Raw genomic sequence first — 20,680 nt, 5'->3', positions numbered from 1 at the left:
GGCGCTGTGCGCCTCGCGTCATTAATGGTCATTCGTTGTTATTTGCTCGGCCCTTCGGGCCTCGCGTCATTAATGGTCATTCGTTGTATAACAAATAACTATGAATGACAATGAATGGCTTCGAATGACTTCGAATGACTATATCTTCTCCAACTCCACCGTAAAATGCCTCAGCAAGGGTGCTTCGCGAGTGATCTTGTACCCGGTGGTGATGGCATCCCTGCGGTCGTAAATGTTTTTGAGCGCTGCGGCCACCACATCCATGTGATTATTGGTATAGACCCGGCGGGGAATGGTAAGCCGCATCATTTCCAGCGATGGATACCTGGGCTGGCGTGTGACCGGATCCCTGTCGGTCATCAGGGCACCTATTTCCACACCCCTCACTCCTGCTTCCCTGTAAAGTTCAACCACCAATGTCTGGGCGATGAACTGCTCCCTGGGCACACGCGGCAGGAACCGCCTTGCATCAACAAAGACTGCGTGCCCGCCGGCAGGCTGTTGTACGGGGATACCGTAAGCCTGCAGCTGGTTCCAGAGGTATTCCACCTGGCGTACCCGGCTTTCCAGGTAATCAATCTCGGTGCCTTCGTATAATCCCTGCGCGAGCGCATTCATATCCCGCCCCGACATACCGCCGTAGGTATTGAATCCCTCGAACATGATGTTATAAAGGCTGGCTTTGCGCAACAGTTCGGGATCCCTGAAACCGATGAATCCACCCATGTTGACAATGGCATCTTTTTTACTGCTCATCGTAGCCAGGTCGGCACACTGGTACATTTCCCGCACGATCTCCCGGATGGTTTTATGTTCATACCCTTTCTCCCGCTTCTTGATAAAATAGGCATTTTCTGCAAAACGGGCAGAGTCGAACACAACAGGGATCCCATATTTCTTTGCCAGGGCGTGAACCTCCCTGATATTTTCCAGGGATACAGGCTGGCCTCCGGATGTATTGCAGGTGATGGTCAGGATGATGAACGGGATCCGGTCCAAAGGATGGCTTTTAAGCACTTGCTCAAGTTTTCCGGTATCGACATTCCCTTTGAACGGATGAGCGACGGTGGTATCGTACGCCTCATCAATGGTACAATCAACCGCCTCGGCCTTCCGGAACTCGATATGCCCCTTTGTAGTATCGAAATGGGCATTCCCCGGAACAAGGTCCCCTTTTTTGACCAATACGGAGAAGAGCACATTCTCGGCAGCCCTGCCCTGGTGCGTTGGGAGAAAATAATCAAAGCCCATGATATCTTTGACAGCTTCCTTCATTTTATAATACGAAGAAGAGCCTGCGTAGCTTTCATCCCCCAGCATCATCTCCGACCACTGCCGGTCACTCATGGCGCCTGTTCCCGAGTCGGTCAGTAAATCAATGAAAACCTGATCGCTGCGGAGATTGAAAATATTGAACCGGGCCTCCTGTATCCATTGTTCCCTTTCCGAACGGGAACTCCGACGGATAAGCTCCACCATCTTTATCTTATAGGATTCGGCAAAAGGTAATTCCATGGTTTAGAATTAATAAAATAAATCTGTAATGAATTGATTGAGAAAGAGGAAAAAATCACTCCAATAAAAGGAGGAGTCTGAAAGGGTATACGTCCCTTTTTTTTACGTTAAGGTAATTCTTGGAGGCCAGAATGGATAATAGACCGTTCCGGGTCATAGCAATACATTATGGCCCAAAGATATAAAAAAAATGATCCGTTACTGAACCCTGGCAGGCCTGAGTGCAAAAAATACGGCTGACGCTATTCCAAGCAGAATGAACGCCAGCCCAACGATCAGAAACAGAGGAAAACCTGAAGATACCGGCTTCAAGTCGTAGGTGAAGGTGGCATAGCCAAATTCGTCCGTATCTTCTTTAACATTGGAGGCCTTTTTGGGAAAATGAATCGTATTGTTTTGCTGAACAAGCAAGCCGCCGTCATTATAAGTGGTGGTGATCAGGTAGGAGTTATCATCAAGCCGCGAGAAATCCGGATCCTTCATACCCATTTCGGCCAGCCATTCGTTGCCTCCCATATACTGGGCAACACCTTTAGCCTTGAAGGTCACGTTGAACGTCCGCTCCATTTCATCTGATTCGTACTTAAAATCATACAGGTAAAATTGATTCAGGGTCCGCGATATATCCCTTTTGAAGAGCGATATATTTTTCCCGCCATAGGTGTTCTCCCACTGCTGCCATTGTGAAGCGCTCAATTTGGAGCTCACCTCGATCACAGCATTGCCAAGGGAGTCGATCCTGAAAAGCATATTCTGCTTCAACGGTTCGCCAAACTGCCCGGAGGCGATAATGATCCAGAACAGGCACACGATTGTCAACGAATACTTTTTCATGGTCAAATAGGATTATCGGATGGTTGAAACGATTTGACTGATGGTGCCCTGTGCCTGGGAGTAAACATTATAGGGTGCTCCAACGGTGACACCCACCACATTGCCCCCGGAGGGTTTAAAATATCCAACCCAGTTGAATACCCCGCCGTAAGAGGATGATTGCCCTGAGTACCTTGTATAACCCCCGGATACGCCATTGTTCTGGTATTGAATGTTCACTCCGGCGCCCATATAGGCCTGGACAAGGTAATACATTGCCTCATCGGGATTGGATGTACCCTGGAGACGATAGACACTGATGCTTGAGCTTCCATCCGGTGCTTCAATCTGGGAAACCAGAGCCGGGAAACCGGGTGTCGGATTATCATAACGCATCCAGCCATTTGGATAACTTAACCTTACAGGACCCGAGTAATTCAGCATGTTTCCACCTCCGCCTCCGGTATTATCATTTCCGCCGCCCTGATTCTGATTTCCCCCTGTATTGGAAGCTTGCTGGGCGCCACCGACATTGGGATTGAACTGTTTTGCACCCTTACCGCCCCAGGATGCAACCACCTGATCAACTTTCTGACGCAGGAACGAATCATCCCTGAGCTCCATCGGATGCACCCCCCCGGCATACAACTCATGGATATCCGCATACATGTACCGCGGATCACCCTCCTGAATCTTCTGAATGAATTCCTTCAGCTCCGTCATCCCGATTTCAAATGCTTTTTCCGCCGAAGCAACGTTTCCCAACCCTTCACCCCCTATACCGGTCGCCTCAATCGCATAATAATTATTGTTGACCTTGATTCCGGGATAAGCATGTCCGGGAATAAAAAAGATCAGCGGGTTTAAACCAGCACAGGAAAGGACACTCGCATAAAGGGTGGACAACTCGATGCAGAGCCCCGTGTTCCCGGTCACTACCTCTCTGGGTAGACGCACGTGCTGTATCAGCGAACTGATCTCCCCCACATTCAACGGAATCCCCTTGGTCCCGCTGTAAACCATACCCGCCCTCAGCGTAGCTTCATAAACACCAAGCAAAAACCGTACGGCCTCTTCGTCGGTATTATTAACGGAAGCAGCCTCTCCTTTCAATATCTTTTGCTGAATCTGCTGTGTGTAATATTTGATGACCGGATCCTCCGGCGTGATAAAACAGGAAACCAGAGCGAGATTTTCGAACATGTCCGGGTAACTGACAATCTCAGCAGCCGGCATGGAACTGTAAACTAAATCATTGCGCCCCCTCATCTCAAAAGCAAACGACTTTTCAAACTCATCACTCCCTTTCTTCGTTTCGTACTGAATGCGAATGTTCCCCGTTTCCTTCGATGTACTTGTCTTCTCAACAATGGAAGGATTGAAATGAGGATAAACCGTCAGTACGGCGCTCTGTCCCGGAACAAGGCATTTTATTTTGTCCAGATCGGTCCATTCAATGTATCCGGGTACCTGATAAGATACCTTAAGGTTCCTCAGCTCCCCGCCACCCTCATTGTTCAAAACAAGCTTGCATAAATAAAACCTGCCATCCATGGCCTCTTCGTTTGAATAAACCTTGTACGCAGCAGGCATGATGTAACTTGTCGGCTGGATATCCACATCAAGATCACCCTTTCCCACGGCAGGCATCAGAAAATGCAGCAAAAGAAAAATGATCCCGATAATGAAAAATACCAGCGAGAGCCAATATTTTTTCATACTTGGTAAATTAAGATTTTTTTTGTGATCTGTAATTGTTTAGCAAATATAAATAAGGTGAATACGTTTTACAATTAATGCGCTTTATTTCTTATGAGAGATTTCAAACAAAACATTCCATTCAAACGCCTGACAGGGGCAAATTTCATGTATTTATTTGAATAATAATTTATTTGCAGTAATTTAGTGTCAAAATCCGGAATAGTTCAAGTTGATGGAAAACAAAATGAAAATAAAGACGATCCTCTTGTTATTCATGGCCTCATGCACAGGCTTTGTTTTTACTGGTTGCGAGGGGCTGGGCCGCTGCATCGACGGAAATGAAATGGTTGAAACGGAAACAAGGATCACAGGGTCCTTTACTGCCATTTCCTCGGAAAGCTTCTTTGATGTTTTTATCATCCAGGACTCCGTTGAACAAGTCGTTGTGGAAGCTGAATCCAACCTGTTACCCTACATACAAACCGTGGTCGATGGATCTACCTTGGTCCTGCGTGAACAAAAACACCATTGCCTGGATAACAACCTGCCGGTCAGGATCACGGTAAGGGTGAAAAATCTTGAGAAGGTTCACCTGGATGGTTCTGGTTATATTCAGGGAAATTCAGAGTTCGATGCAGCGACGTTTGAGGTTGATCTTTCAGGCTCTGGAAACATTGACCTGGACGTCACTGCCCAGCGTGCCGAAGTGAATATAAGCGGCTCGGGAGACATTGACCTGGGCGCGGGGGCGTCTCAAATCCATGCCAGGATCTCAGGCTCCGGAAACATTACACTGCGGGGGGAAACGGTGAACTCCGACCTGGAAATATCCGGCTCAGGTGACATTAAAGCCTATGGCCTGATCCAGCAGAGCTGCTTCGTCAGGATATCGGGATCCGGAAATGTGTACGTTTTTGTCGACGATTACCTCGATGTGACGATTTCCGGGAGTGGCTCGGTCTACTACAAGGGAAACCCGCAGATTGAAGTATCCATCTCCGGATCCGGCGATGTTGTTCACGGATAGGCAGTGAGCAGCAGGCAATCTGTCCCCGCAAAACAGGGGATCAGCAGTTGATAGTTGAAAGTTGACCATAGAACAATGAATAACAATTTGACAATTTGACAATTTAGCAATGAATGACCATAATTAACGCGAGGTGTCTGGCACCGAGCCAATAACCATAAATAACTCTTTAATGAATGAAAACATATGGATTTGTCATTTTGATCCTGCTGTCAGGTTCTGTTCTGTTTGCACAGACCGAACCGAATCCTGAAGCGGAGGATGAAAGAATTCAAACCCTTTTTGGCGAAAATGCCGACAACGGAGGCTACGGAGCCCTGATGTTCAACTATTCGCAGATCAACGATAAGGACGCCTTCCTGTTCGGGATGCGCGGAGGATGGCTGCTCGACCATAAGCTGACCATCGGGCTGGGGGGATATGGATTCATCAGCGACCTGGAATGGGATAATGTGAATGATGAACCCGATCACTTCCTTTCAGGAGGTTATGGCGGATTGCTGATCGAGCCGGTTGTTTTCCCGTTCAAACCCGTACACCTCGCCTTTCCCATCCTGATCGGAGCCGGAGGAATGGCCATGGTGGAGAATCACGACCATGATAATGAATGGGATGACTGGGATGTGGATTACGCAGGCGCTTTCTTTGTGTTTGAACCCGGCGTGGAACTCGAACTGAACCTGGCGAAGACTATGCGGGTGGCGTTTGCCGTGACCTACCGCCTTACCCAGGACCTCCAGTTTGGTGATATCGATGAAAACGCCCTGCGTGGATTCAATTATGGCCTGGTGCTGAAGTTCGGCGAGTTCTAGAATGAATGAACTTTTTGCCTATCTTCGCAGGGTTGAAACATCCTAACCCATGCGCACTGCAGTCACTTTACTCCTGGTCAGTTGTGTGTTCACCCTAACCGCCCAGTTTGATACCCATTTTGAGAACAAGACCCTGCGAATTGATTACCAGCATTCGGGAACCAATACCGCGGATTTCTATTCCCTGGATGAGGTGAAGATCCTTCCTTTCTGGGCCGGCTCCAAAGTCAACCTCATCGACCCCTTCGAATATGGTTCTTACCTGATCAAAGCCATCGACATGGCGTCCGGTGAGCTGATCTATTCACACGGGTACAGCACGCTTTTTATGGAATGGCAAACTACGGCTGAAGCCGGAATGATGCAGAAGAGCTTTTCCGAGACCGTGCTCCTTCCTTTACCCAAGGACCAAACACGTGTTGAATTCTATTCGCGTAACCGTTCGGGCATTTTTGAAAAGAAATACGAGTATCGCTATGATCCGTCTGATTACTTTGTCAATCCGGAGCAACGATTTGCTTATCCGGTCTTCGACGTACAACTGTCGGGAGATCCTTCCAAAAAAGTGGACATCGTTATTTTGCCTGACGGATACACGGAAAAGGAATTGAAGAAATTCAAGCAGGATTGCCAGCAGTTTGCTGAAAACCTGTTCAGTTTTGAGCCTTTCCGGTCCAACAGATCAAAATTCAATATCCGGGGAGTACTGGCTCCCTCCTGTGAATCAGGGAACGATATCCCGGCCGATGGTGTCTGGAAAAATTCCATCCTTGAAACCAGCTTTTATACCTTCGACAGCGAACGTTACTGCATGACCAGGGCCAACAGGACCATGCACGACCTGGCCGCAAATGCTCCCTATGATCAGATCTATATCCTGGTGAATCAGGAAAAATACGGAGGAGGAGGCATCTATAACCAGTATTGTGTGAGCGTAAGCGGCAACCTCAGTTCGGCAAAGATCATCGTGCATGAATTTGGTCATGGCTTTGCAGGACTGGGTGATGAATATATGGGAGATGTTTCCTACAACGACTTCTACCCGCTGGATGTGGAACCCTGGGAGCCCAATCTGACCACCATGGTTGATTTTGACAGGAAATGGGATTCCCTGGTTCAACCCGGTGTACCGGTTCCAACGCCCGATAGCGGGGAATATGAGCATGTGATTGGGGTCTTTGAAGGCGGAGGCTATGCCACCAGGGGGATCTACCGCCCTGCCCATGATTGCCTGATGAATACCTTCAGGGTAAATGACTTCTGTGGAGTTTGCCAGAAAGCCATTCAGCAAATGATTGATTTCTATTCCAAGTAACCAAGTCGGGAAATCCTTACTTTTGTGACACAAAATTTTTAGCATAGCAGAGCGGATATGATCATTAAATTAAATGAACTGGTAGAGCTGGCGAAGAAGCGGCCCAAAAGGAAAATTGCCATTGCGGCTGCAGATGATTACGAGGTACTGGAAGCGATCCGGAATGCAGTGAAGGAGGGTCTGGTCGAGCCGGTACTGATCGGGCACAAACCGAAGATCACCACCATTGCGGAAGAGCTGGATTTCGACATGAACACCTGCGAGATCATCCATGTTCCTGACTCGGTTCAGGCTGCCATGGAGGCCACCCGGCTGGTCCGCGAAGGCTATGCCGATGTGCTGATGAAAGGACTGGTCAGCACACAATACCTTCTCAGAGCCGTGCTGGATAAGGAGAACGGACTGAGATCGGGAGAATTGCTGAGCCATGTCGCTTTTTTTGAGTCCCCCTATTACCACAAGCTTCTCGGCCTGACCGATGCTGCAATGAATGTCAGTCCGACTTTTGAGGACAAGGTTGCCCTGATCAACAATGCAGTGGATGCCTTTCACAGGCTGGGGACGGAAATACCCAAGGTGGCCGTCATCGGATCGGTCGAAACGATCAATCCCAAGATGGAAGCTACGATGCATGCTGCAACGCTGTCGATGATGAACAAGCGGAACCAGATCAGGGGATGTACCGTGGATGGTCCGCTGGCCCTTGACAATGCTGTATCGAAGAAATCCGCCGAGCTGAAGCATATCGAAAGTGATGTGGCCGGGGATGTTGATCTGATCGTTGCCCCAGAAATCAATGGAGCCAACTTCCTTTACAAAGCCCTGAACTTCATCGGGGGAGCTACCGCCGCAGCGGTCATCATGGGAGCACGCGTGCCGATCGTACTTACATCCCGTGCCGATTCGGAACGCAGTAAATTTCTTTCCATTGCCCTGGCAGCGGCAATGGATTAACATTACGACTCCGGCAAGGATCCAATCACCCTGCCAGAGTCCCCTGACCAACAAACGATGAATATCAGGATTCTGGCCATCAACCCCGGTTCCACCTCAACGAAGATTGCAGTCTTCGAGGAGAACCAGCCCATCTTTGCCAAAACCCTGCGGCATTCACGGGAGGAAATCGCAGCCTTTTCCCGGGTGGCTGACCAGTATGCCTTCAGAAAGCAAATCATCACCGAACAGCTGAAAGAAGCGGATATCGACCTGAATTCCATTCATGCCATCGTGGGCCGGGGAGGACTGCTCAAACCCATTCCCTCGGGCGTATATGCAGTCAACGACCGGATGAAACAGGATCTGATACAGGCCACCTATGGAGAACATGCAAGCAATCTGGGCGGTCTGATCGCTGATGATATCGCGCAGTCGCTGCCCAATACGAAAGCCTTTATCACCAATCCCGTCGTGGTGGATGAACTCAGCGACCTGGCACGGATTGCAGGCCATCCCCTGTTCGAACGCAAAAGCATCTTCCATGCGCTGAATCAGAAAGCGGTTGCTGAAAGCCATTGCCGCTCGGTCATGAAACGGTACGAAGACCTGAACCTTATTGTCATCCACCTCGGAGGCGGTATCTCGGTGGGCGCCCACTGCAAAGGCAAGGTGATCGATGTTAACCAGGCACTCGATGGCGAAGGGCCGTTTACACCCGAACGAAGTGGTACACTTCCCTGCAGTGATCTTGTCAGCCTGTGCTTCAGCGGAAAATATACGCAAAAAGAGATCAAAAAAATGATCTCCGGCGAGGGCGGAATGGTGGCATACCTGGGTACCAACAGCGCCTATGACGTTGAACAGCGGGTGCTCAACGGGGATGCAAAAGCCAAGCTGATCCTGGAAGCCATGGCCTACCAGGTGGCAAAGTCGGTTGGTGCCATGGTCACAGTCCTCAGAAGCGAGGTCGACGGCATACTCATCACAGGAGGGATTGCACACAGTAAACTTTTCGTCAATCAAATCATTGAAAGAATCTACAAGCTGGGTCCCGTCCACGTGTATCCCGGCGAGGATGAGATGCGTGCCCTGGCAGAGAACGGCTTGCGGGTGATTCGCGGAGAAATCCTTGTAAAAGAATACGCATAAGCCGCTGCGTTTCATTTTGAACATTTTCGGTTTACGGTTGTTTATCACTGGAATACGGAATATGCCGATTACACTGAATTTCACGGAAATTTATCCGTGTTCCTCCGTGTCATCAGTGTCATCCTTTTTCTAGCTGAATTAACCTGATCCTGTGATCCATGAATCTATATCCCATTGACACCGGCACCCTCAAACTCGATGGCGGCGCCATGTTTGGCGTAGTGCCAAAATCCCTCTGGTCAAAGGTTTACCCTGCGGATGAGAACAACCTGTGCACCTGGGCAATGCGTTGCCTCCTGGTGGAAACCGGCAACCGGAGACTATTGATCGACAATGGTGCAGGCGATTATCACGATGAAAAATTCAAAAGGCTGTACGGGCTCGACCAAGAGGGCGCTCTGGAGAAGTCCCTGGCAGCCCACGGATACACCAGCGATGATATTACGGATGTTCTGCTGACCCACCTCCATTTTGATCACTGCGGCGGTAGTGTAAAGTACAGTGATGACCGGTCGAGCCTGGTTCCGGCCTTCCCGAAAGCCACTTACTGGATCAGCAAAACCCAGTGGGAAAATGCCCTCCATCCCAACAAAAGGGAAAAAGCCTCTTTTCTAAGGGAAAGCTTTGCACTTCTGCACGAAAACAACCAACTTCAATTCATCGAACGGGAAGGCGAGCTGTTCCCCGGCATTTCCCTCCGGATCTTCAATGGCCATACCGACGGACAGGTCATTCCGTTCATCCGGTATCAAAATACGACCGTGGTCTTCACGGCCGACCTGATTCCCTCATCTGCCCACATCCCTCTTCCCTGGATTCTATCGTTCGACATGCAGCCCATGATCACCCTGAAGGAAAAAGAAGAATTTCTGAATGCAGCCGCCGATCATCAGTATGTTCTGTTCCTTGAACATGATATTTTTACTGAATGCTGTACGGTGCAGCGAACGGAAAAGGGAGTTCGGGTGAAAGACAGATTGGAACTTTAGTTTATTTAACCACTAAGGACACACAAAGGATTTCACAAAGGAGCACTAAGATTAAAGGATTATCCTTCTTATGCCATCTTTTAAATGACGGACATTGAAATTAACGAGTAAAGCTAACCAGCTACCTGATAATCTGAGGTACGTCAGTACCTGGGCGAAATGAACATCTGTAAATGCTTCAACGGACTTGATCTCAACAATGATTTGTTTTTCAACAAATAAGTCAATCCGGTATCCTGCTTCCAATTTAACAGTTCTGTAAACCAGAGGCAAGGCTTTTTGTTTTTCGACTTTCAGTCCGCATTGTATAATTTCATAGTAAAGACATTCTTCATAAGCGTTTTCCAATAATCCAGGACCTAAAGCGGAATGAACCCGGAAAGCGCAATTCAATACCTGCCTGAAATTCTCTTCTGTATCATGACTCACCATATCCATTTGTATTTCCTTAGTGAAATCCTTCGTGTTCCTTAGTGGTTAAGCAAAAGGGAAAATCATCCTACAACTCATTTAATACAGAAATGTTAAAAATGTTACCCTGAGATGAACAAAAATTAAGAGTAGATGATGAAATTTTTCTAACTTGCAACGGAAACCAGTCAAAACCAGCAACCGTGTTCAAGTTAGAAAGCAAGCTCGATGTGAACTCCGCCGAGTTCAAAAAAAACAGGGAAGATTACCTGATTCTTCTTAACCGCTACAAAGAGATTCACTCCCAGGTCATTAAGGGCGGGCCCGAAAAGGCGGTTCAGAAGCATAAAGAACGGGGCAAGCTTCTTGCCCGGGAACGGATCGATAAACTGACCGATCCCAACACACCGTTTCTTGAGCTTTCTTCCCTGGCTGCCTATGAGATCATGGACAATGAACATCCGTCGGCCGGGATCGTTACCGGCATCGGTGTGATCCACGGCCGGGAAACGGTGCTCATCGCCAATGATGCGACTGTAAAAGGCGGTACCTACATCAAGGAAACGATCAAGAAACATCTGCGCGCCCAGGAGATCGCCATGGACAATAACCTGCCCTGTGTATACCTGGTGGATTCCGGCGGCATATTTCTGCCCGAACAGGCCAATGTATTTGCCGACCGGGACCATTTCGGCCGTTTTTTCTACAACCAGGCCAGAATGTCGGCCATGCGCATTCCCCAGATCTCGATCGTTATGGGCTCGTGCACGGCAGGAGGAGCCTATGTTCCGGCCATGAGCGATGAAGCGATCATCATCAAGAACCAGGGGACCATCTTTCTGGGAGGACCGCCGCTCGTCAAAGCCGCCACCGGTGAGGTGGTCACACCCGAAGAGCTGGGAGGCGCCGATGTGCATACTTCCATCTCGGGTGTGGCAGACCATTACGCCGAGGATGATATCCATGCGATCCAGATGTGCCGGAATATTTTCCAGAACCTCAACAAACCCCAGCGGCAGGAGCTGGATATGCAACCTGTGGAAGAGCCTGCTTATGATCCGGAAGAAATCTATGGCATTGCGCCGCTGGATTTCAGAAAACTGATCGATCCGCGCGAGATCATCATGCGAACAGTGGATGGCAGCCGCTTTCACGAGTTCAAAGAGCGTTACGGCCCGACGCTGGTCACCGGATTTGCCCATATCATGGGCTTTCCGGTCGGGATACTGGCTAACAATGGCGTTCTGTTTTCCGAATCGGCCCTGAAAGCTACCCACTTCATCGAATTATGCTGTTCACGAAAGATCCCTCTGGTTTTCCTGCAGAACATCACCGGGTTCATCGTCGGCAAGGATTTCGAACGCAAGGGGATCGCAAAGGACGGGGCCAAGATGGTACACGCCGTTGCCAATGCCACTGTGCCCAAATTCACCGTGATCTTTGGCGGCTCGTTCGGTGCAGGTAATTACGGCATGGCAGGTAGGGCCTACAGCCCGCGGCTGCTTTTCATGTGGCCCAACTCCAAAATATCAGTCATGGGCGGAATGCAGGCCTCCGGTGTGTTGATCCAGGTCAAGGAAGAAGCCTATAAGGCAAAAGGGCAGCAGATGCCCCAGGAAGAGATCGATGCGCTGCGCAAAAGCATCACGGATAAATACGACCAGGAGGGTTCGGCCTATTTCAGCACCGCACGGCTGTGGGACGACGGCATCATTGATCCGGTGGACACCCGCAAGGTGCTGGCCATGGGGATCTCCGCCTCCCTGAACCGTGAATTTGATGACCAGCGTTTTGGCGTTTTCCGAATGTGAACAGGTTGCAGGTACGCAGAATGAGCGATGAACCAAAGAACAATTTAACAGTTTAACAGTTTGACAATCGAGCCATGAAATCCTTCACATCCCTTGAATTTGAACTTGCCGACCGTACGGGCACCATCTGGCTCAACCGGCCGGATAAACACAATGCGATGACCGCCGAGATGATCGGGGAGATCATCGAATGCTTCGACACGGTCAATGCGATGCCGGAGGTCAGGATCGTTGTTTTGAGAGGACGGGGCCCTTCGTTCTGCGCCGGAGCCGACCTGAACTATATGAAAGGCATTGCAGCGTTCGGCTTTGAAGAGAACTACCACGACAGCCTGCAACTTGCCAGGTGCTTCAACACGATCTATACGTGCACCAAACCGACGATCGCAGTGGTTCACGGGGCTGCCATCGGCGGCGCAAACGGATTGCTGTCAGCCTGCGATTTTGTCTATTGTACCGATGACACAAAATTTGCTTTTGCAGAAGTCAAACTGGGCATCGTACCAGCAACCATCTCTCCTTACGTGATCAAACGCATCGGCGAATACGGTGCCCGTGACCTGATGATCACCGGCAGGCGTTTTTTGGGGAAAGAAGCAGCGTTTTTCCGCCTGGTGAATCAATCCGTTGCCGCGGAAGAGCTGGATACTACCGTTAATACGACCATTAAAAGCCTGATGACCAGCGGACCTGCAGCCATGACTGCCTGCAAGAAACTGATCCACGCTATCTCCAACGATCTCTCCACGGATACCGTGATGGATTACACCGCCCGGCTGATCGCCGAACTGAGGGCTTCGGCCGAAGGACAGGAAGGTATGGCCTCCTTCCTCGAAAAACGTCCGCCCAGCTGGACGCAACAAGGGTAAACGTTTAAGATAACCTGAGTGCTATGGCAAAACGACAGATCAAATTCAGCCTTCTATACCGCGACATGTGGCAGTCGTCGGGGAAATACGTTCCCCGGGTCGACCAGCTTAAGAAGATCGCTCCGGTGATCATCGATATGGGTTGCTTTGCCCGGATTGAAACCAATGGGGGTGCCTTTGAACAGGTATGCCTTCTGTTTGGTGAAAATCCCAACCAGACGGTTCCTGAATGGACCAAACCATTCAACGAGGCAGGTATACAGACCCATATGCTCGAAAGGGCGCTGAACGGCATCCGCATGTTCCCCGTGCCTGCCGATGTACGAAAACTGATGTACAGGGTAAAAAAAGAACAGGGCGTTGACATTGCCCGGTCGTTCTGCGGACTGAACGATCCGAGGAACCTTGAACTTTCCATCAGAGGGGCCAAACAGGCAGGCATGATCTCCCAGGCTGCCCTCAGCATAACGCATTCACCTGTCCACACGGTTGAATATTACATGAATGTGGTGGATAAAGCGGTGGAATTCGGTACCGATGAGATTGCCCTGAAGGATATGTCGGGCGTGGGCCGGCCGGTTCTGCTTGGCCGGCTGGTCAGGGCCATCAAAGAGAATTACCCGCACCTGCCGGTACAGTATCACGGTCATTCCGGCCCGGGCTTTTCCGTGGCCTCCATGCTGGAAGTGGCAAAAGCCGGTGCAGACATCCTGGATGTGGCCATGGAACCGCTTTCCTGGGGCATGGTGCATCCCGATGTGATCACCATCCAGGAAATGCTGAAAGATGCCGGATTTGACGTGCCCGAGATCAACATGCACGCCTATATGGAAGCACGAGCCCTGAATCAGAGCTTCATGGATGACTTCCTCGGCTATTTCATCGATCCGAAAAACAGATATGTCAGCTCCCTCATGATCCAGTCGGGGCTGCCGGGAGGAATGATGGGCAGTTTGATGGCTGACCTCAAGGGGGTGCACACCGCGATCAACATGGCCCTGAGAGAACACCATAAAAACGAACTCACCGAGGACGAACTGCTGGTGAACCTCTTCGAAGAAACAGCCTTCGTCTGGCCGAAACTGGGCTATCCGCCCCTGGTCACACCTTTCAGCCAGTATGTAAAAAATGTGGCCCTGCTGAATATCGTCCAACAAGCCAAAGGGGAAGAGCGGTATTCGATGATGGACGAAAATACCTGGAGCATGATCCTGGGTAAGGCCGGCAAACTGCCCGGTCCGCTGGCACCTGAAATCCTCCGGCTGGCCGAAAAGAAAGGCAAGGAGTTCTACTCGGGAACACCGCAGGATCTCTACCCTGATGCCCTGGAAAAGTACCGAGCTGAAATGAAACAACTGGGCTGGGATACGGGGAAAAACGATGAAGAACTGTTTGAATTTGCCATGCACGAAACACAGTACCGCGACTATAAATCCGGGCTGGCTAAAAAAAGATTCCTCGAAGAAATTGAAAAAATAAAATCCCAAAGTGAACCAAGAAAAATAACAACCGCCGTGAAAGACAAGCAAGCCCCCAGCAGAACCGGATACAGCAAAGAACCCGTTGACCTGCCCGTTGCACTGGCAGGCTTCCTGGCGTACACCCTGAACAGCAGGCTAATCCCCTCTGAATCTGTACGCACCAATGGCGACAGTGTCTGGACATCCATTGGATTCTGGAGAAGTCACATGACGGTGACGATTCTCCACGACAAGACAGGGATTCCTGTCAAAATAAAGGTTCCGTCCAATGGAAACTATGAATTCCAGATCAACGACTGCAACTACCGGGTCAAACTGCTCCACATAGGCCTCGGAGAGGTTGATTTCAGCGTGAACGACCAGAGTTACTTTGCGGGCATCACCGCTACAGAAGGTGACTATTCCCGGGTGATCATCAATCAGAAGGAATTTTTGCTGATGCGAACCGATCTGCTTGCAGATGAATCGTTGGCACACACCAGTGCCTCAGCGGCCGGCAGCAGTGAGAACAGGATCATTGCACCCATCCCGGGAAGGATCTTCCGGATCAATGTCAAGGAAGGCGACACGATCGGCAAAGGGGAGGTGGTACTGGTGATCGACGCAATGAAGATGGAAAACAACATCCTTTCGAAAAGAGAAGGCACGGTCAAAAAAATCCTTGTCAAGCTGGATGACATGGTGGAAGCCGGTGCCAGGCTGATCGAGATGGAATAATACCTACCGTTATGGACTTTGAACTTTCCGAAGTGCAGCAAATGATCCGTGAAACCGTACGCGACTTTGCTGAAAGAGAAGTCAAACCCGTTGCCCAGAAGCTGGACGAAAATTCAGAATTCTCCCTGGATCTTACCCGTAAAATGGGAGAACTCGGACTCTTCGGCATGTACCTGCCGGAAAAGTACGGTGGACAGGGGCTCGATTATCTTTCCTACATCATTGCCATTGAAGAACTTGCCCGCGTCGACAGTTCACAGGCTGCCACTCTCGCGGCGCACAACTCCCTCGGCATCGGACCGCTGTACCAGTATGGCACCGAAGAACAAAAAATGAACTACCTCCCCAGGTTGTGCACGGGGGAAGCCCTGTGGGGCTTTGGATTGACCGAACCCAACGCCGGATCCGATTCCAGAGGGACAAAAACCGTTGCCGAACTGAAAGATGGCCAATGGATCATTAATGGATCCAAGATATTCATTACCAATGCATCATCCGAAATAACCATTGGCAGCACGGTTCAGACGGTAAGCGGCGACACCGGGGGTAAAAGGGAATTCACCTGCATCATCGTCGAACAGAACACGCCTGGCTTCAAGGCAGTGACCATGCACAACAAGCTCCTGTGGAGAGCTTCCAACACGGCGGAGCTTTATTTTGACGACTGCCGGGTGCCGGAAGGGAACCTGCTGGGCAAACGGGGAGAAGGATCCCATATCATGCTCAGCACCCTCGACAGCGGACGGCTTTCCATCGCGGCCATGGGACTCGGACTGGCGCAAGGGGCCTTCGAAATGGCCATGCACTATGCAAAGGAACGTAAGCAGTTCGGGCAACCCATCATCAATTTCCAGGTCAATGCCTTCAAACTGGCCGATATGGCCGTGAAGATCGAACATGCCAGGATATTTCTCTATAAAGCCTGCTGGCTGAAGGATAACCATAAACCGTTCGGGAAAGAATCAGCCATGGCTAAGCTTTACTGTTCGGAAGTGGCCAGGGAGGTCGCCGATGAAGCGGTCCAGCTCCACGGAGGCTACGGCCTGATGAAGGATTATGCTATTGAACGGTTCTTCCGCGACCAGCGCCTGCTGCAGATCGGGGAAGGTACCTCGGAAATACAGCGGATGGTCATCGCCAGGCATATCGGCTGCTGAGCCACGCATGAAAAAGATTTCCATAACCGAAAGCCCCAGGGATGCTATCCAGGGCTTACCGGCATTCATTCCCGCACAAACCAAAGCGGATTATGTCAATGCGCTGTTAAAAGTGGGATTCGATATCATTGACTTTGGAAGTTTTGTTTCTATAAAGGCCATTCCCCAGCTGAGCGATACGGATAAGGTGGTTAAAAGGCTGGATATCTCAGGATCGGCATCGCGGTTGATGGTGATCATCGGTAACCTCAAAGGAGCGGAGGTGGCCTGCCGGTTCCCGGCGATCACCTGGCTCTCGTTCCCCTTCTCCATGTCGGAAACCTTCCTCAAACTGAACATCAACTCCGGTTTCGACAGGGCCAGGCTCCTGATCGACGACCTGCTGGTTCTGTGCGATAAGAAAGGCAAATCCCTGATGGTGTATCTGACCATGGCTTTCGGAAACCCATACGGAGATCCCTGGAATCCCGACCTGGTATGGCGAATGATCGAGAACCTGCAGGCAGCGGGAGTGAAACATTTTGCCTTGTCGGATATCACCGGCGTGGCAACCAAAGAGAGTATCGGGGTGATCTATTCCGTGCTGCAGTCAGATTTTGCGGGCCATTCGTTTGCACTCCATCTTCATACGACACCGGATTCATGGTTCGACAAGATCGAAACGGCTTTCCGGAACGGATGTACCCATTTTGACTCCGTCATCCACGGTTACGGAGGTTGTCCGATGACCGGCTACGAATTGCTGGGTAACCTGAACACCCTATCCCTGGTGGATTACTTTCAGCAAAAGGATATGGATCTGAATCTCAATCAGGAAGCGTTACTGAATGCTGCTGAGAAAGCACGTTCCTTTTATGACTCCGGGAAATATAGTTAGAAATTTGCATATAAATATTTTCTTATCCAATTCTTGTAATTTTTTGTATATTTGACCTCCTGAATCAATCATGAAAGATTTTCTTTTTTGTTATTTTTTAGTCAATTAATAATCAATTAATTAAGTTTAAATCAAATTTTTAGAACATGAAAAAACTACTGCAATTATCCATGGCATTCCTCCTTCTCTTTGCCATTGCCAGCATGACATCCTGCAAAGATGATGAAGAAGAAGAACCCGAGGTTCTGGCCAGTTTTACTTCTGTTGCCGATGGACTTACTGTAACGTTTACGAATACATCGCAAAACGCAGCCACGTACCTGTGGGATTTCGGCGATACCCAAACCTCAACTGAAGTGAGCCCTGTGCACACGTATGCTGATCTGGGTACCTATACGGTCAAACTAACCGCTTATTCTCCCAAAGGAAAGCTCCACACGTACCAGAACAATGTTACCTGTGTTGACCCCGATGCTGAATTGACCAAACTGGTGGGAACCTTTGAAGAAGGTCAAAAGACGTGGAGACTGATCCGTGACGTGAGCACGGGGGTTTACCCGCTCGAAGTCGGTCCCGCGGATCATTCCACCATCTGGTGGGCCTTTGGGCTCCAGGAAGACCTTGCCAACCGTACCTGTATGCTGAACGATGAATGGACTTTTGTGCGTGAGGGAAGTAAAATGTTATTCAGGGCCAATGGTGATTACTGGGCAGAAGGGGGCGTTTTTAACCCTGCCAATATCTGTGCAAGTACGGATCAGATGCTTGGGCCCAATGGTGAAGACCTGTCAGCCTGGGGTGATGGAGATCATACCTTTGTTCTGAACATGACAGCCACCCCGCCTACACTTCAGGTAGTGGGACTGGGTGCTTACATTGGCCTGTGCAAGGAAGGAACCGGGACAGAGGTTACCGTTCCTCAACAGGAAGTCACCTATGAAATCATTTCGCTGGTCGACGGAACGACCGATAGCCTGATCGTACAGGGTTCCTATATGGATAATGGAGGATACTGGAGATTCGCACTGGTTCACTATGACAATCCTGCTGATGAGCCTCCCATCCCTCAACCCAAGCCGGTTCCGGCCTATGATATGGTCGTTGATGGACTGACGGTAACCTTTACCAATACAACGCAGTACGGACAGACCTATCTGTGGGATTTCGGCGACGGACAGACCTCGACCGAAAAAGATCCGGTTCATGTTTACGCAGCGGGCGGATTCTTCAACGTCACAATGACCGCCACCAATTCCTTCGGCAGCGCCAGCCTTCTGAAACCCTTGTTCCTGGTTGGCAACACCCCGCCTCTCACCGCAGATCTGCTTCAGGGTGGTCCCTGGAAGATCGTTGTGGCTGAAAAGACCATTTTCGTCGGATCCACCATGGGCAATTCCGACTGGTGGGCAGTGCCACTGAGCTTCCTGACCGGCGGCGGAACCGGTGGTGATGACTGGTCATGCATGGTGGATGATGAATTCACCTTCGGCGCTGGCGGTGTCTACACCTATGATGGAAAAGGCCTGGTCCGCAACGACGGATACCTTGTTGCTGGAGGACAGAATGGTTGTGTTGAAGAGTCTGCAGTGACGGGAAATGGAACGTACTTCCTTTCAGGTACCCACTCGTGGGCATTGACTCCTGCTGCAGGAGAAAACAGAGCGCTCATCACGTTGACGAACGGTCCTGACAGAGCAGCCTTCATTGGTTTCTACAAAGGATACTACGGTGGCGAAAATACCGATAGCAACAATCCTCCCAACGGCGGAAACCCGACCAATATCTATGATGTGATGGGCTATGCCCAGGGAGTGACCTATGAGTATCTGTTCGTTTCTGTAGACCTTGACGGGGCTGGACCTGGTACTTCGTCCTGGTCAGCGATTCTCTACCGGTAATCCTTAGGATTATCTTTTAATCTCTGAAAATCAGGAGTGAGCAGGATCCAGTCTTGGCTTACTCCTGATTTTTTAATTTAATCTTCATACCCATGAAATCACTGTTCACGATCCTGTTAACATCCGCTGCATTCCTGTGCTTTTCACAGGAAACACTGCTCTGGAGTGATGAATTCAATGGCTCCGGCGTTCCTGACCCGGAAAAATGGTCGTACGACCTTGGCGCCAGCGGATGGGGCAACAATGAAATTCAAAACTATACCGACAGCTATCAGAATGCGCGAATGGAAGGCGGCGTTCTGGCCATCGAAGCTCATAAATACGGTACATCCTGGACTTCCGCACGCCTGCAGACCAACAACAAATTTGAATTCAAATACGGCCGCGTGGTCTTCCGTGCCAAGCTTCCCCGCGGCAGCGGAACCTGGCCCGCCCTGTGGATGCTCGGCGAAAACTTCAACACCGCAGGCTGGCCGGGCTGCGGCGAAATTGACGTGATGGAACACGTGGGAAAAAATCCGGGCAATGTGCATGTCAGCCTGCATACCCCTTCCAGCCACGGGAATACGGTAAATACCTCCTGGAAATATGTAATAGGATTCGATACCGCATTCCATACCTACCAGGCAAACTGGACACCGGAAAAAATCGAGTTCAGCATCGACAGCGTATTGCTCTATACGTATAACCCCTTCTTCAAAAATGCTTCAACGTGGCCCTTCGACAAACCCTTCTTCATCATCATGAACATCGCCATGGGCGGCAACTGGGGCAGTGATCCCCAATATGAAACCGGAGGCCTCAAAAATGGCATTGATCCGGCCCTCACCATGGCCCGGATGGAAATTGACTACGTGAGAGTGTATCAGGACTCTTCCGGTTCATCATCCCTTGACCAGCCATTCGAAAATGGTAATCCACAGGATTTCAAAAATACGATCATTGCACCCAACCCCACCAGCGGGATCCTGCAGATCGATCTGCCTGCCGGCATCCTGGCCGATGGATCCCTGTATAACACCGTCGGTGAAAGGATCCATCATTTCGAATCAGCCAGTGACTATGTCGAAATCGACATGTCGGTACTCAACAAAGGTCTTTATTTTATAACCCTCCAGTCGAAAGGAAAATATCTGACACAGAAAATTATTGTACAATAATTAACTAAAAAATTAGTTTTATGTCAAGATTTTTTACACTAT

At 49.9% G+C, this 20,680-nt stretch carries 17 protein-coding genes; 13 read left to right on the top strand and 4 right to left on the bottom strand.

What is annotated here, in order from left to right:
* Positions 1-138: 138 nt before the first annotated feature.
* The 3 genes from PKI34_00895 to PKI34_00885 all read right to left on the bottom strand — a co-directional run bounded on the left by PKI34_00895 (position 139) and on the right by PKI34_00885 (position 4,047).
* Positions 139-1,515 (bottom strand): tryptophanase, encoded by a 1,377-nt coding sequence (locus tag PKI34_00895; GenBank protein HNS16362.1) that lies wholly within the window; start codon positions 1,513-1,515, stop codon positions 139-141.
* Positions 1,516-1,713: 198 nt separating this feature from the next.
* The gene (locus tag PKI34_00890; GenBank protein ID HNS16361.1) at positions 1,714-2,349 is read right to left on the bottom strand and encodes a hypothetical protein; all 636 of its coding nucleotides are present in this window, start codon (positions 2,347-2,349) and stop codon (positions 1,714-1,716) included.
* A gap of 12 nt (positions 2,350-2,361) precedes the next feature.
* Complete coding sequence (locus PKI34_00885; protein ID HNS16360.1) at positions 2,362-4,047, bottom strand: hypothetical protein; 1,686 nt, start codon at positions 4,045-4,047, stop codon at positions 2,362-2,364.
* Between the two features lie 226 nt (positions 4,048-4,273).
* On the opposite strand from PKI34_00885, the gene PKI34_00880 reads away from it, so the two are divergent.
* The 6 genes from PKI34_00880 to PKI34_00855 all read left to right on the top strand — a co-directional run bounded on the left by PKI34_00880 (position 4,274) and on the right by PKI34_00855 (position 10,257).
* The gene (locus PKI34_00880) at positions 4,274-5,056 is read left to right on the top strand and encodes a head GIN domain-containing protein (GenBank protein ID HNS16359.1); all 783 of its coding nucleotides are present in this window, start codon (positions 4,274-4,276) and stop codon (positions 5,054-5,056) included.
* Between the two features lie 176 nt (positions 5,057-5,232).
* Positions 5,233-5,868, top strand: coding sequence for a hypothetical protein (locus tag PKI34_00875; GenBank protein HNS16358.1), 636 nt, complete (start codon positions 5,233-5,235; stop codon positions 5,866-5,868).
* 49 nt (positions 5,869-5,917) lie between these two features.
* Positions 5,918-7,183 carry a M64 family metallopeptidase gene (locus PKI34_00870; protein ID HNS16357.1) on the top strand — a complete coding sequence of 422 codons (1,266 nt, stop codon included), beginning with the start codon at positions 5,918-5,920 and terminating at the stop codon, positions 7,181-7,183.
* Positions 7,184-7,240: 57 nt separating this feature from the next.
* The gene (locus tag PKI34_00865) at positions 7,241-8,137 is read left to right on the top strand and encodes a bifunctional enoyl-CoA hydratase/phosphate acetyltransferase (protein ID HNS16356.1); all 897 of its coding nucleotides are present in this window, start codon (positions 7,241-7,243) and stop codon (positions 8,135-8,137) included.
* 57 nt (positions 8,138-8,194) lie between these two features.
* Complete coding sequence (gene buk / locus PKI34_00860) at positions 8,195-9,268, top strand: butyrate kinase (protein HNS16355.1); 1,074 nt, start codon at positions 8,195-8,197, stop codon at positions 9,266-9,268.
* 158 nt (positions 9,269-9,426) lie between these two features.
* On the top strand, positions 9,427-10,257 hold the full coding sequence (locus PKI34_00855) for an MBL fold metallo-hydrolase (protein HNS16354.1): 831 nt from the start codon (positions 9,427-9,429) through the stop codon (positions 10,255-10,257).
* Positions 10,258-10,308: 51 nt separating this feature from the next.
* Here the strand turns inward: PKI34_00855 and PKI34_00850 are convergent, their stop codons facing one another.
* A complete protein-coding gene (locus tag PKI34_00850; protein HNS16353.1) occupies positions 10,309-10,695 on the bottom strand; it encodes a GxxExxY protein in 387 nt (128 codons plus the stop codon).
* Between the two features lie 176 nt (positions 10,696-10,871).
* Here PKI34_00850 and PKI34_00845 point away from each other — a divergent pair, with 176 nt between their 5' ends.
* From PKI34_00845 to PKI34_00815, 7 genes are all read left to right on the top strand, one after another.
* Positions 10,872-12,479, top strand: a complete 1,608-nt coding sequence (locus tag PKI34_00845) for a carboxyl transferase domain-containing protein (GenBank protein ID HNS16352.1) — start codon at positions 10,872-10,874, stop codon at positions 12,477-12,479.
* Positions 12,480-12,553: 74 nt separating this feature from the next.
* Complete coding sequence (locus PKI34_00840; GenBank protein HNS16351.1) at positions 12,554-13,348, top strand: enoyl-CoA hydratase-related protein; 795 nt, start codon at positions 12,554-12,556, stop codon at positions 13,346-13,348.
* 23 nt (positions 13,349-13,371) lie between these two features.
* A complete protein-coding gene (locus PKI34_00835) occupies positions 13,372-15,546 on the top strand; it encodes an oxaloacetate decarboxylase (GenBank protein HNS16350.1) in 2,175 nt (724 codons plus the stop codon).
* Between the two features lie 11 nt (positions 15,547-15,557).
* Positions 15,558-16,703 carry an acyl-CoA dehydrogenase family protein gene (locus tag PKI34_00830; GenBank protein HNS16349.1) on the top strand — a complete coding sequence of 382 codons (1,146 nt, stop codon included), beginning with the start codon at positions 15,558-15,560 and terminating at the stop codon, positions 16,701-16,703.
* 7 nt (positions 16,704-16,710) lie between these two features.
* The gene (locus PKI34_00825) at positions 16,711-17,580 is read left to right on the top strand and encodes a hypothetical protein (GenBank protein ID HNS16348.1); all 870 of its coding nucleotides are present in this window, start codon (positions 16,711-16,713) and stop codon (positions 17,578-17,580) included.
* A 146-nt stretch (positions 17,581-17,726) separates the two neighbouring features.
* Positions 17,727-19,478 (top strand): PKD domain-containing protein, encoded by a 1,752-nt coding sequence (locus tag PKI34_00820; GenBank protein HNS16347.1) that lies wholly within the window; start codon positions 17,727-17,729, stop codon positions 19,476-19,478.
* Positions 19,479-19,570: 92 nt separating this feature from the next.
* Positions 19,571-20,638: a family 16 glycosylhydrolase gene (locus tag PKI34_00815; GenBank protein HNS16346.1), complete on the top strand. Its 1,068-nt coding sequence runs from the start codon at positions 19,571-19,573 to the stop codon at positions 20,636-20,638.
* Positions 20,639-20,680 lie beyond the last annotated feature (42 nt).

It is taken from the genome of Bacteroidales bacterium (assembly GCA_035342335.1).
Taxonomy (GTDB): Bacteria; Bacteroidota; Bacteroidia; order Bacteroidales; family JAGONC01; genus JAGONC01.
The sequence above is the reverse complement of the archived record's forward strand: the minus strand, read 5'-3'. Positions and strand labels throughout refer to the sequence as shown.